This is a genomic window from Curtobacterium sp. VKM Ac-1376 (assembly GCF_015351025.1).
Taxonomy (GTDB): domain Bacteria; phylum Actinomycetota; class Actinomycetes; order Actinomycetales; family Microbacteriaceae; genus Curtobacterium.
In genome coordinates this window covers 33,316-46,256 of sequence record NZ_JADKRV010000004.1, presented here as the reverse complement: position 1 = coordinate 46,256, position 12,941 = coordinate 33,316, and the positions used below count along the sequence as shown (strand labels likewise).

The 12,941-nt window shown below is 70.0% G+C and carries 14 protein-coding genes; 12 read left to right on the top strand and 2 right to left on the bottom strand.

Going from position 1 to position 12,941, the window contains the following annotated elements; all coding sequences use genetic code 11:
- Positions 1–124: 124 nt before the first annotated feature.
- The 12 genes from ITJ56_RS06890 to glmM all read left to right on the top strand — a co-directional run bounded on the left by ITJ56_RS06890 (position 125) and on the right by glmM (position 11,313).
- The gene (locus ITJ56_RS06890; protein WP_194629058.1) at positions 125–1,243 is read left to right on the top strand and encodes an FUSC family protein; all 1,119 of its coding nucleotides are present in this window, start codon (positions 125–127) and stop codon (positions 1,241–1,243) included.
- A 77-nt stretch (positions 1,244–1,320) separates the two neighbouring features.
- On the top strand, positions 1,321–2,229 hold the full coding sequence (gene truA / locus ITJ56_RS06885) for a tRNA pseudouridine(38-40) synthase TruA (protein WP_194629057.1): 909 nt from the start codon (positions 1,321–1,323) through the stop codon (positions 2,227–2,229).
- Positions 2,226–2,834, top strand: coding sequence for an MBL fold metallo-hydrolase (locus ITJ56_RS06880; RefSeq protein ID WP_194629055.1), 609 nt, complete (start codon positions 2,226–2,228; stop codon positions 2,832–2,834). Before truA ends, ITJ56_RS06880 begins: the two co-directional genes overlap by 4 nt.
- Positions 2,831–2,968, top strand: a complete 138-nt coding sequence (locus ITJ56_RS06875) for a hypothetical protein (protein ID WP_194629053.1) — start codon at positions 2,831–2,833, stop codon at positions 2,966–2,968. Before ITJ56_RS06880 ends, ITJ56_RS06875 begins: the two co-directional genes overlap by 4 nt.
- 266 nt (positions 2,969–3,234) lie before the next feature.
- Positions 3,235–3,630 carry a hypothetical protein gene (locus ITJ56_RS06870; protein ID WP_194629051.1) on the top strand — a complete coding sequence of 132 codons (396 nt, stop codon included), beginning with the start codon at positions 3,235–3,237 and terminating at the stop codon, positions 3,628–3,630.
- A 61-nt stretch (positions 3,631–3,691) separates the two neighbouring features.
- Positions 3,692–4,549 carry an ATP-binding cassette domain-containing protein gene (locus ITJ56_RS06865; protein ID WP_194629049.1) on the top strand — a complete coding sequence of 286 codons (858 nt, stop codon included), beginning with the start codon at positions 3,692–3,694 and terminating at the stop codon, positions 4,547–4,549.
- Positions 4,546–5,256 (top strand): hypothetical protein, encoded by a 711-nt coding sequence (locus tag ITJ56_RS06860; RefSeq protein ID WP_194629040.1) that lies wholly within the window; start codon positions 4,546–4,548, stop codon positions 5,254–5,256. Before ITJ56_RS06865 ends, ITJ56_RS06860 begins: the two co-directional genes overlap by 4 nt.
- 1 nt (position 5,257) lies before the next feature.
- Positions 5,258–5,506, top strand: coding sequence for a hypothetical protein (locus tag ITJ56_RS06855; protein WP_194629038.1), 249 nt, complete (start codon positions 5,258–5,260; stop codon positions 5,504–5,506).
- Positions 5,507–5,599: 93 nt separating this feature from the next.
- On the top strand, positions 5,600–8,665 hold the full coding sequence (locus ITJ56_RS06850; protein WP_194629036.1) for an ExeM/NucH family extracellular endonuclease: 3,066 nt from the start codon (positions 5,600–5,602) through the stop codon (positions 8,663–8,665).
- 282 nt (positions 8,666–8,947) lie between these two features.
- The gene (gene rplM / locus ITJ56_RS06845) at positions 8,948–9,394 is read left to right on the top strand and encodes a 50S ribosomal protein L13 (protein ID WP_194629034.1); all 447 of its coding nucleotides are present in this window, start codon (positions 8,948–8,950) and stop codon (positions 9,392–9,394) included.
- Between the two features lie 37 nt (positions 9,395–9,431).
- Positions 9,432–9,917, top strand: coding sequence for a 30S ribosomal protein S9 (gene rpsI / locus ITJ56_RS06840; RefSeq protein WP_111116925.1), 486 nt, complete (start codon positions 9,432–9,434; stop codon positions 9,915–9,917).
- 22 nt (positions 9,918–9,939) lie between these two features.
- Complete coding sequence (glmM, locus tag ITJ56_RS06835; protein WP_194629032.1) at positions 9,940–11,313, top strand: phosphoglucosamine mutase; 1,374 nt, start codon at positions 9,940–9,942, stop codon at positions 11,311–11,313.
- Between the two features lie 92 nt (positions 11,314–11,405).
- Here glmM and coaA read toward each other — a convergent pair whose 3' ends face one another.
- Both coaA and ITJ56_RS06825 read right to left on the bottom strand, forming a co-directional pair.
- On the bottom strand, positions 11,406–12,350 hold the full coding sequence (gene coaA / locus ITJ56_RS06830; RefSeq protein WP_194629030.1) for a type I pantothenate kinase: 945 nt from the start codon (positions 12,348–12,350) through the stop codon (positions 11,406–11,408).
- A gap of 105 nt (positions 12,351–12,455) precedes the next feature.
- Positions 12,456–12,941 (bottom strand): glutathione peroxidase, encoded by a 486-nt coding sequence (locus tag ITJ56_RS06825; protein ID WP_194629028.1) that lies wholly within the window; start codon positions 12,939–12,941, stop codon positions 12,456–12,458.

Sequence of the window (12,941 nt, the reverse complement as noted above, 5' to 3'; positions counted from 1 at the left end):
CAGCGCACCACCACGAGGAAGCCCCCGCGACCCAGGTCGCGGGGGCTTCCTCGTGTCCGGTGCCACCCGCAGTCCGGCACCGGCCCGCGTAGGGTGGCCGACCGGTACGACAGGGAAGGAAGTCATGGCGTTCCAGCACGTGACGGGTCTGGGCAGCCGCGTCTGGCGGTGGAGCCGGACCTCGGGCACGCAGCCGCGCCTGCTCCACGCCGGCAAGGCCGCCGCCGCCGCCGTGATCGCGTGGGTGATCGCCCAGCACATCCCGGGTGTCGCCGCCGAGTACCCGTACTACGCACCGCTCGGCGCGGTCGTCGCGATGCAGACCACGGTGTTCGCGGGGATCAGGAGCGGGGTGCAGACGCTGGTCGGCATCGGCCTGGGCATCGTCATCGCGGGGTTCACCATGTGGGTCGGCGACCCCGGCTTCCTGGCGATCGCACTCGCCGTCGGCGTCGGCGTGCTGGTCGGGGGCTTCCGGGTCCTCGGGGAGGGCAGCTCCTGGGTCTCCACGGCCGCGCTGTTCGTGCTGCTCGTCGGCGGTGCGCACGCCGAGGGGTACTCGCTCGGGTACCTCGTGCAGATGGCCGTCGGCGTCGTGGTGGGCCTGCTCGTCAACTTCCTCGTGTTCCCGCCGCTGCACTTCTGGGACGCCGAACACCGCATCGACGCGGTCAACGGCGTCCTCGCGGACCACCTCGAGGGTCTCGCGGCCGTGCTCGAGGAGGGCACGCGCGACGAGAGAGCGTGGGACCACCAGCAGGACCGCCTGGACCGTGCGATCGCCGATGTCCGCTCCCGGGTCGCGATCGCGCACGAGAGCCGCCGGCTCAACCCGCGCGGCGCGCTCCGCGGTTCGCGTGCCCGCCTGCAGAAGGACGGCGCCCGGTTCCGTGCCCTCGAGCGGGTCGCCTGGTACACGACGGACCTCACCGAGCTCGTGGCGCGCTCCGGGCCGGTCTCCGAGGGGGTCGGCCGCCCGGACCCCGCGTTCGCGACGCCCATCGCCGAGGCGCTGCGGAAGATCTCGAGCACCATCCGCGGCGAGTCCCCGGAGGACCAGGCCGAGGACGCCATCGCGCGGCTCGAGCAGGCGCTCGACGCGTCGCGGGAGAACCCTTCGCACGTGGCGGTGACGTCCGCGGCGCTCGTCGCGCTGCGCGGCATCGTCGAGTCCGAGCGCCGGGCGACCGACGACCTCGACACCCGGACCGGTCCGTCGGCGTTCGGTCGTCCGCGCGGCTGAGCGGGCACCGTCGGCCGCGGTCGACCACAGCGCGGTGACGGCCGGGAGGCGCGGATCACCGCCGGTACGGTGGTCACGTGGACGAGACGGACGGGCTCCAGGGCGCCGAGCGCGGGGACGACGTGCGGCTGCGGCTGGACATCGCCTACGACGGTGCGTCGTTCTCCGGGTGGGCCCGACAGCCCGGGCTCCGGACCGTGCAGGGCGCGCTCGAGACCGCACTCGCCACCGTCTTCACCCGCTGGGGCGAACCGCCGTTGCTGACCGTCGCCGGACGCACCGACGCCGGGGTGCACGCCACCGGACAGGTCGCACACCTCGACCTGTCGGCGGAGCAGTGGGCAGCGCTCGCCGCCAAGCGCGGTTCGGGACGCTCACCCCTGGACGGGCTGGTCAAGCGGATCAACGGCATCGCGGGCCCCGAGGGGGACGTCGTCGTCACCGGTGCCTCGGTGGCGCCCGCCGGGTTCGACGCCCGGTTCTCCCCGCTCTGGCGCCGGTACGAGTACCGGATCGCGGACGCCGACGCCCCGCGCGATCCACGTCGACGCGGGCACACGGTCTGGCACGGGGCGCGGCTCGATCCGGCAGCGATGGAGCACGGTGCGCTGACGCTGCTCGGGTTGCACGACTTCGCGACGTTCTGCAAGCCGCGCGAGGGGGCGACGACCATCCGGACGTTGCAGCAGTTCCGATGGGACCGTGAGCCGGATGGCGTGCTGGTGGCGCGCCTCCAGGCCGATGCCTTCTGCCACTCCATGGTGCGGGCGATGGTGGGGGCGACCATCGCCGTCGGCGAGGGCCGCTTCGGGCCGGACCACCTCGAGGAGCTGCGTGTCGCCCAGGAGCGCACGAGCGCGTTCAAGACGGCGCCGGCGAAGGGACTGACCCTGACCGAGGTGGGGTACCCGGCGGACGCGGAGCTCGCGGAGCGGGCGGAGCAGACCAGGGCCCGACGATCGGCGGACGGTACCGTCGAGGGATGAGCCCGCGCGAACCCCGTTCCGTCGTGTCCGTCGCCCCAGGAGTCGTCTTCGTCGAGGGGCCGGTGTCCAACTGGGTGGTCCTGGCCGAAGAAGTCGGCGTCGCACTGATCGACGCCGGGTACCCGGCCGACACCGAGCTCGTGCTCGACACCGTGCGGGCAGCCGGCCACGACCCTGCCGACCTCCGGCGCGTCTACGTCACGCACGGACACGTCGACCACGTCGGAGGCATCCCCGGGATCCTCGAGCGCCACCCCGACGTCGAGGTGCTCGCCCACGCCGACGAGCTCGGCAACGTGCGCGGACCGGAGCGGCAGCAGGTCACCCCCGCGGAGATCGGCGGACGGCTCGCCAGCCCGCGCGTGCTCGCCTGGCTGGCCCGTGCGCTCCGCTCCGACGCCCTGCGGCCGACCACCGTGCCGTCGGCCCGAGCCTTCACGGGTGCGGACTTCGCCGGACGGGCGATCACGCCGTTCCCGGCGGTCGGGCACACGGACGGCTCAACCGCCTACCTGCTCCCCGCCGCGGACGCGATCGTCACGGGTGACGCGGTCGTGAGCCGGCACGACACCCAGCCCGGGTCGTGGGCCCGCGGCCCCGGATGATCACGCCGTTCTTCACCGCCGACCAGGACCGCGCGCTCGAGTCCGCGCGGGCGCTGCCGTTCCCCGCGCTCGTGCTCCCCGGGCACGGACCGGCCGTCCGTCGCGTCGGTGGGACATGGTTGCCCATCGGCTGATGTTGCCGGACGCGATCGTCCGCCCTGGCCCTCTGGCCCCCTGGCCCCCTGGCCGACGTGGACCAGCCGGCGGGCGCGGAGCTTGCGGAGCGGGCGGAACTCGTGCGAGCGCCGCAAGGCTGACGACTGTCCGGCACTTCGTTATCGGGTTGGTATATATCTGAAACCGAAACGCTGGAATATGAGCGTTTGGTCTGCCACGATCGGTGCACGGCGAAGAAGCCGCAACGATTGGCGTAAGGATGAATCGAATTCGTACGGTCGGGGTGATCGGGGCGATCGTCACCGGCGCCATGCTGAGCACGGTGGGCGCAACAGCTGCGGCGGCAGCGCCTGCGTCGACGATCTCCGTATCGGCCAATGCCGGAGAGCGCGGCGTTTCAGGAGTAGTCCCGATGAGATCGAGCCCCGTGCCGAGCTCACCTGTTCCGCAGGGGGAGAACTCGACCAACAGGGTGCCGATCGGATCGATCGTCAACTGGATCAAGAAAAACGCCTCGTCGATCATGACCGGGATGAAGAACGCGGTCCGAGGGGGAATCAACAACTTCAAGAGGTGGTGGAACGCACTGGCGGGGCGGATCCGCGCTGGCATCACCGCAGTCGGGAACATGAGCGTAACCGAACTGTTCAGCGCGCTCTGGAACTACTTCTTCGGTTGATCGATGACGGCTGCGGGGAGTGGTGCAACGCTCCCCGCAGCCGTAGCGCGAGAGGAGCACAATGCTCGAAATGGTCGACGTTCGCTTGCGCGGGCGTGGCCGTCCACGCCTGGACGGAGTGAACCTCCGGCTCGCTCCAGGCGTCGTGTACGGCCTGATCGGTCCGAACGGGGCGGGGAAGTCCTCGCTGATGTCAGTCCTTGCGCGTTTGGTCCCGGCCTCGTCGGGAGAGCTGTCGTCGCCTCCGACCCTCGTCGGGGCCGTTCTGTCGGAAAACGGACTTCACCCGGGTCGGACTGTCCGCGAGACGATTCGCCTCCGCGGCTCCTACGCGCGGTTGGGACGGGAAGTCGCGGACGATGCGCTCCGCCGAGCCGGCCTGGAGTCCGTTGCGCGCCGGAAGGTCGGTGCGCTGTCTCTCGGGATGCGCATACGCCTGGCGATCGCCGCGGCGACCATCGGCGAGCCCGGTCTTCTGATCCTCGACGAACCGATGAACGGTCTCGACCCGGACGGTATCTCGTGGGTCAGGTCGGTCATCGCGGACATGCGGAGCCGGGGCGTGATCGTCGTGGTGTCGAGTCATCTCTTGAGCGAACTGGCACAATTCATCGACGTCGCGGTGATCATCAGCGCCGGAACGATCACCCGCATCGAGTCGATGCGCCGCGTCGCACAACCCGGCTGTCTCATCCGGGTGAATGATCCGGCTGCTTTGGTAGACATCTTCGGGCTGAAGGGGTGCTGCAGCACGATCCGCGGTGAATGGGTGAGCGTCGACCTGCCTGCGCCGGAAGCTGTTCGTGAAGCGGTCACCAACTCACTCGACGTCTTCGGTGTCGAGGAACGTGGGACCGACCTCGAGGACCTCTACGCGACCACAACAACGGGTGAGTACTTGGCAGGGGGCGCGCGATGATCTCCTTCGTCCAGAGCTCGCTCCTGGAGCTCCGCAAGCGCACCGACACGCAGGGCTCCATCACTGCATACGCGCTGTTGAGTGCCTTGGTCATCGCGTGCGGTGTGCTCAGCGTCTGGGTGGTGAAGTCCGCTCCCTCCTTCGGAGCCGGCGAAGTGCTCGTGATCGTCGGTCTCCCGGCCGCGCTCGCCTCGGCGATCATCGGCGTCGTGTTCGGCGTGGGTGACGGACGGGTGGGCGGGGAACGCGACGGGATACTCACTTGCCTCTCCCGCGACACCCTCTACCTCGCGCGTGGATGTGCCTGTGTCGCGATGGTGGCTGGTCTGGTCATTGCGAGCACAGCTGTGGCACTTCTCTCCGTCGTGGTGGCCAGCGCGCTCGGCGGCGAGTTGTCGTCGGTGTCCTTCGTGACGCAACTCGGAGAGGTCGCATCGCTCGCTCTCGCGGCGGCAGCCCTGGGCTTTGGCATCGGTGCGTCGCTCAGAGGCCTCGCGGTTGCACTGGCGAGTGTCCTCTTGATCATCCTCGTCGTGGACACGACACTGGCGCTCGCCGGCCCCTGGACGGACTTCATCCGGTTCAGCACCGTTCAAGCCGGAGTGACCGGGGATGCTCCTTTCCTGCCTTCCTTGACGTCTGGGCTCCTGTGGATCGGTGTGCCTCTGGTCGGAGGCTGGCTCCGCACGCGTTCAGCGGAGGTGTGACGTGGCAGGCACAAGAACGCTCCGTCGAAGTCGATCGGTCGGCACCGCGAGCCTCATCCTCATTGCGACCCTCGGCCTGTTCGTCGTCGGGGTCGACGGCCAGGTGCCGCTGATCCGACTCGTCGCTGCCGGAATCGCGGTGCTCGCTGGTGCGGCCTCGCTCTGGCTCACGCGCAAGCGGAGCGGCCTGTCCAGTTGGTACGCGATCACCATCGCTGTCGTGCTCCTCCGGCTGGCGAGCGGAGCATGAACCGGGGGTAAGCACCCCGCCTCTGGTGTTGCCGAACGCAATCATTCACCTCGACGCAACCTGAACGTCCCCGCAGGTCGGTAGCGTGCGGGCATGGCCAACACCCTCGGGCGCACTCTGCTGTGCGCCACGGCGGCCGCGACGCTCCTCGCGGCCCCACTCGTCACCGTCACCGCAGCAACCGCGAACCCCGAGGGGACCGACCTCGTCATCGAGGAGGCCTACCTCAAGGCCGGCAGCACCGGCGCCTTCTACAACCAGAAGTTCATCGAGATCGGCAACCCGACCGACGCCCCGGTGTCGCTCGACGGCTGGTCGCTGCAGTACCGCTCGGCGACGAGCACCGGCACCTTCTCGACGAGCGCGCTCGAGGGCACGGTCCCGGCCGAGGGCACGTTCCTGGTGTCGATGGCCGGCAACGGCGGCGCCACCGCGGTCGGTGCGGACCTGCCGACGGCGGACGACACCGCGTCGCTCAACCCCTCCGGCACCACGGGCACGCTCGTGCTGTCCGACGCCACCGCACCCCTGGCGCTCGCCGCGGGTCCCGTGACGACCGGTACCGCGGGCGTCGTCGACCTGCTCGGCTACGGTGCCTCGAACACGTACGAGGACACCGTGCGCACCGTCGAGGGTGCGAACGCCGTGCCGAACGGCCTGGCCCGGCAGGGCACGACGGACACCGACGACAACGGCGCCGACTTCTCGGTGACGACGGCGTTGACCCCGCGGAACGCCGCCGGTGAGACGACCGCGCCGACCGACCCGACGGAGCCCACCGACCCGACCGAGCCGACGGACCCCGGCATGCCCGCCGAGACCGTCACCATCGCGCAGCTGCAGGGCACCACGGACACCTCGCCGTACGCCGGCAAGACCGTCACCACCGACGGTGTCGTCACGGCGGTCTACGCCGACGGCGGCTTCAACGGCTACACGATCCAGACCCCGGGCACCGGCGGCGCGATCGACCTCACCACGCACACCGCTTCCGACGCCGTGTTCGTGTACTCGTCCGCGACCGCCGGCCTGGTGGCTGTCGGTGACCACGTTCGCGTCACCGGTGCGGTCTCCGAGTACTTCGGCCTGACCGAGCTGACGGTGTCGAACACGGCATCGTTCGAGGAGCTCACCGACACCGTCGTCGCCCCGCAGCCCGCCGCGGTCGCGTTCCCGTCCTCCGACGCGCAGCGCGAGGCGCTCGAGAGCATGCTCATCGCACCGCAGGGCTCGTACACGGTCGCCGACAACTACACGACGAACCAGTACGGCGAGGTCGTGCTGGCCAGCGGCTCCGGCCGGCTCGTCCAGCCGACCGAGGTCGGCCGCCCGGGCAGCGCCGAGGCGAAGTCCGTCGAGGCGTCCAACGCCGCGCGCAAGGTCACGCTCGACGACGGTGCGAGCACGAACTTCCTGACGCAGGCGAACAAGAGCATCCCGGTGTCGTGGCTCACCCAGGGGCCGGTCACGGTCGGCGCGACCGCCACGTTCTCGAAGCCGGTCGTCCTCGACTACCGCAACAGCGGCTGGAAGTTCCAACCGACCACGCCGATCACCGGAGCCACACCGGCGGCCGACCTGCCCGCCGCGTTCTCGAACGTGCGCCAGGCGGAGCCGCAGGACGTCGGCGGTGACCTGAAGCTCGCCGGGTTCAACGTGCTGAACTACTTCCCGACCACGGGCGACGAACTCACCGGCTGCTCGTACTACACGGACCGTGCCGGCGACCCCGTCACGGTGAACTCGGGCTGTGACGCCCGCGGTGCCGCCGAGGAAGAGGACTTCCTGCGCCAGCAGGTCAAGATCGTCAAGGCGATCAACGGGCTGGACGCCGACGTCGTCTCGCTCGAGGAGATCGAGAACTCGGCGCGCTTCGGCCAGGACCGCGACGCCGCCGTGGCCACCCTCGTCGACGCGCTGAACGCCGCCACCGGCGAGGACACCTGGGCCTACGCGAAGTCCCCGGCCACGGTGCCGGCGAGCGAGGACGTCATCCGTCTCGCACTCATCTACAAGCAGGATCGCGTCCAGCCCGCGGGGGAGTCGACGATCCTGCTCGACGACGCGTTCACGAACGCCCGGCAGCCCGTCGCGGACGCGTTCCGCCCGGTCGGCGGCACGGCGGACGACGACTTCCTGGTGATCGCGAACCACTTCAAGTCCAAGGGCTCCGGCACCGGCGAGAACGCCGACCAGGGTGACGGCCAGGGCGCCTCGAACGCCGACCGTGTCGAGCAGGCGGAGGCCCTCGTCACCTTCTCCACGGACATGCAGGAGCAGTACGGCACCGACCGGGTCTTCATGCTCGGCGACTTCAACGCCTACAGCAAGGAGGACCCGGTGGTCGTCCTCGACGACGCCGGCTACACCGACCTCGGCCCGGCGCTCGACGCCACCGAGTACTCGTACGTGTTCTCCGGGCTGAGCGGGTCGCTCGACCACGTGTTCGCGTCACCCGCTGCGCTCGAGACCGTGACCGGTGTGGACATCTGGAACATCAACTCGGTCGAGTCGGTGGGCCTGGAGTACAGCCGCTACAACTACAACGCGTCGAACCTGTACACGGACGACGTGTTCCGCGCGAGCGACCACGACCCGATCCTGGTCGGCTTCGACCTGGCTGCTGCCGGGACCGACCCGGGCACGGACCCGACGCCGGTGCCGACCCCGACCCCGATGCCCACCGGCGGTCCGACCGCGGGTCCGACGGCGACCCCCTCGGCTGTTCCGTCGGTGCCGGTGGCGCCGTCGGAGTCGCTGTTGACGGAGGGGAACCGCGGTGGGATCTCGGCTCCGGCGACGGCTGCTGCGGGGGAGACGATCACGGTGACGGTCGGCTCGCGGTACGCCGGTGACACGGTGGACGTGTGGCTGTTCTCGGAGCCGACGTTGATCGGCACCGTGGTGGTCGCGGCTGACGGCACGGTGCGGGTGACGATCCCGTCGGACACCGCGGCTGGGGTGCACCGGCTCGCGGTGACCGCTGCGGACGGCAGCCTGATCGGGTGGACCCCGATCACGATCACCACGGACGGGCAGCTCGCGTTCACGGGTGCTGAGGGTCTCGGTGCCGGTGTGCTGGTGGCGTTCCTGCTGCTCGCGGCGGGTGCGGGTGTGCTGATCGTGCGCCGTCGGAAGGTGGCGGCCGCCGCGGAGTAGTCCCCATGCCCCGCGTGGGGCACGTCGGGTGCAGGGATGGTCGGGTTCGCGCTGCGGACCCGACCATTGCTGCTCACCATGCGGTGTGGGCGTGACCCCAGGGCGGCCGCGTTTGACCGACGCGACCCGCATCGGCTAGGCTCTCACCTTGGTCTGTGCGCCCCGCGCGCGGACAGTCAGATGAGCCCTCCACCCGAGGTGTTCCGCAGGCTTCTGCATGTGGAACCCCCGACCGGAGCGGGATTCACGGACTCCTCACCTCGACACGAAAGCAGCACTCCTGTGACTCGCACGTTCTCACCGAAGCCGGCAGACGTCCAGCACGACTGGATCGTCATCGACGCCACCGACGTCGTCCTCGGTCGTCTCGCCACCCACGCCGCGGCGCTCCTGCGCGGCAAGCACAAGGCCACCTTCGCCCAGCACATGGACATGGGTGACTTCGTCATCATCGTGAACGCCGACAAGGTCGCCCTGACCGGGTCGAAGCTCGCGAAGAAGGTCTACTACCGTCACTCGGGGTACCCGGGCGGCCTGACGGCGACCTCCTACCCGGAGATGCTCGAGAAGCACCCCACGCGCGCCGTCGAGAAGGCGATCCGCGGCATGCTGCCGAAGAACACCCTCGGCCGCGAGCAGCTCAAGAAGCTGAAGGTCTACGCCGGCGCGGAGCACCCGCACGCCGCGCAGCAGCCCAAGGCGTACATCTTCGACCAGGTCGCACAGTAGTTCCGGCCACGACGACTTCAAGGACACGAAAAAACTCATGGCTCAGATCGCTGATTCCCTCGACCAGACCCCGGAGAGCTTCACCACGGAGAGCGCACCCGCCGCTGCCGAGGCTGCTCCCCGTCAGATCCTCAACGTCTCCGGCGGTGCCGTCGGGCGCCGCAAGGAGGCCATCGCGCGCGTTCGCCTCGTTCCGGGCTCCGGCACGTTCGTCGTGAACGGTCGCTCGCTCGAGGACTACTTCCCGAACAAGCTGCACCAGCAGCTCATCAACGACCCGTTCAAGGTCCTCGAGCTCCTCGGCTCGTACGACGTCGTCGCCCGCATCACCGGTGGCGGCCCCTCGGGCCAGGCCGGCGCGCTCCGTCTCGCCATCGCCCGTACCCTGAACGAGATCGACCGCGAGAACAACCGCGCGGCCCTCAAGAAGGCCGGCTTCCTCACCCGTGACGCCCGCGTCATCGAGCGCAAGAAGGCCGGTCTCAAGAAGGCCCGCAAGGCGTCGCAGTTCTCGAAGCGCTAGTCGTCACCGGCTGGGGATCGCAATGCCGCGTCTGTTCGGTACCGACGGGGTTCGTGGTCTCGCCAACGGCGAGCTGACGGCCGCGCTCGCACTGGGTCTTGCCCAGGCGAGCGCGGCCGTCCTCACACACGGACACCATGCCGACGCCCGCCGGGCGTCCGGTCGACCGCGCCCCCGCGCGGTCCTGGCGCGCGACCCGCGCGTCTCCGGTGAGTTCCTCGGCGCCGCTGTCGCGGCCGGGCTCGCCTCTGCCGGCGTCGACGTGCTCGACGCCGGGGTCATCCCCACCCCTGCTGCGGCATACCTCGTGGCGGACATCGACGCCGACTTCGGCGTGATGATCTCCGCGTCGCACAACCCCGCGCCCGACAACGGGATCAAGTTCTTCGCCGCGGGTGGTCGCAAGCTGCCGGACGAGGTCGAGGACCGCATCGAAGCGGCCATGCACGACCACTCCGCCCCGACCCCCACCGGCGCCGACGTCGGCCGGATCACCCGGTTCGCCGACGCCGAGGACCGCTACGTCGTGCACCTGCTCGGCACCCTGCCGCACCGGCTCGACGGCATCCACGTCGTGCTCGACTGCGCCAACGGTGCCGCCGCCGGCGTCTCGCCCGAGGTCTTCGTCAACGCCGGAGCCCGTGTCACGCTCATCGGCGCCGACCCGGACGGCATGAACATCAACGACGGTGTCGGCTCGACGCACATCGACAACCTGTCGCGCGCCGTCCTCGAGGCCGGCGCTGACGTCGGCATCGCCCACGACGGCGACGCGGACCGCTGCCTGGCGGTCGACGCCGCGGGCAACGCGATCGACGGCGACCAGATCATGGCGATCCTCGCCCTGTCCCTGCAGGAGCGCGGTCGGCTGAAGGACGACACCCTCGTCGCGACGGTCATGTCGAACCTCGGCCTGAAGCGTGCCATGGCCGACGCGGGCATCACCGTGATCGAGGCTGGGGTGGGTGACCGCTACGTGCTCGAGAAGATGACCGAGGGCGACTACTCCATCGGTGGCGAGCAGTCCGGTCACATCATCTTCAACGAGTTCGCCACCACGGGCGACGGCATCCTGACCGGGTTGCACCTGGTCGCCGAGATGGCGCGGACGGGCAAGACCCTGCAGGAACTCGCCTCGTGCATGACGGTGTTCCCGCAGGTGCTGCTCAACGTCCGGGGCGTCGACCGTCACGGGCTCGCCGACCAGGGGGTGCAGGACGCCATCGCCGCCGCCAGCGGAGCGCTCGGGGACAGCGGCCGCGTGCTCCTGCGTCCGTCGGGCACCGAGCCGGTCGTGCGGGTGATGGTCGAGGCCGCCTCGCAGGACGATGCCCAGCGCATCGCCGAGGAGCTCGCCGCCGTGGTGCAGGACCGCCTGGCGCTCGACGCCGCGTAGGGGCGTTCGCCGCTCACGGAACCAGGTTCCGGACACAGCACCACGTTCTTCCCTGGTGTGGTGTCCGGAACCTGGTTCCGCGTGGCCCCAGCTCAGATCTTGCGGAGCAGGACGGAGTTCACCTTGTGGTTCGCGCCCTTCTTCAGCACCAGGGTGGCGCGGGAGCGCGTGGGCAGCACGTTCTCGAGCAGGTTCGGCTCGTTGATCGCCCGCCAGACCTCGGTCGCGGTCCGCACGGCGTCCTCACGCGAGAGCGAGGCGAAGCGGTGGAAGAACGAGTCGGGGCTCGAGAACGCCTCCTCCTGCAGGGCGAGGAACCGGTCGACGTACCAGGACTCGATGTCCTTCGTCTTCGCGTCGACGTAGATGGTGAAGTCGAACAGGTCGGACAGTGCGAGCCGCCCGTGCACCGGCGGTGCCAGCACGTTCAGCCCCTCGACGATGAGGACGTCTGGCTGCCGGACGACGATCTCGGCGTCCGGCACGATGTCGTAGACCAGGTGCGAGTAGTACGGCGCACGGACCTCGGTCGCCCCGCTCTTCACCTGGCTCACGAAGCGCAGCAGGGACCGCCGGTCGTACGACTCCGGGAAGCCCTTCCGATCCATGATCCCGCGTCGCTCGAGCTCGGCGTTCGGGTACAGGAAGCCGTCGGTCGTCACCAGCTCGACCCGAGGGGTGTCCGGCCAGCGCTTCGTCAGCTCGCGCAGCAGACGCGCGACGGTGGACTTGCCGACCGCGACCGACCCCGCGACCCCGATCACGAACGGCGTGCGGCTGGCCCGCTCACCGAGGAACCGGCTCGTCTCGGCGTGCAGGTTGCGTGCACCGGCCGCGTACAGGGTGAGCAGTCGCGACAGGGGGAGGTAGACCTCCTGCACCTCCTGCATGTCCAACCGGTCGCCGAGACCGCGCAGCTGCACGATCTCGGTCTCGGTGAGCGACAGGTGCTCCTTCGGGGCGAGCTGCGACCAGTCGTCCCGCGGGATCTCCACGAAGGGGGTCGGGTGCGCGACGGCGGTCTCCGAGAACGGCATGGGATCGAGCGTACAGACGGGAGGCCCGGATCACGTGAGCCGACCGGCTGACGTGAGCAGGGCCTCCCGTCCAGTGCGCGGTGTGCGTCCGTGGGACGCGGCGCGTCAGGCGGGCAGGGCCGCCTCGATGGCGGCGACGACCTCGGGGGCGTCCGGCTTCGTGGTCGGGCGGAAGCGGGTGACGCTGCCGTCGGGGGCGACGAGGAACTTCTCGAAGTTCCACGCGACCCGCCCGGCCTTGCCGTCGGCGTCGGGGGTCTCCTTGAGCGCCTGGTAGAGCGGGTGGGTGCTCTTGCCGTTCACCTTGACCTTCTCGGACATCGGGAACGTGACACCCCACGTGGTGGAGCAGTACTCGTCGATGGCCTCGGACGAACCGAGCTCCTGCAGGAACTGGTTGCTCGGGAACCCGAGGACCGTGAAACCGCGCGGGCCGTACTGCTTCTGCAGGGCCTCGAGCTGCTCGTACTGCGGAGCCAGACCGCACCGGGACGCGACGTTCACGACCAGGACGGCCTTGTCGGCGTAGGCGCCGAACGTGGTGTCCTCGCCGTGCAGCGTGGTGATGCCGATGTCGTCGAAGCGTCCCAT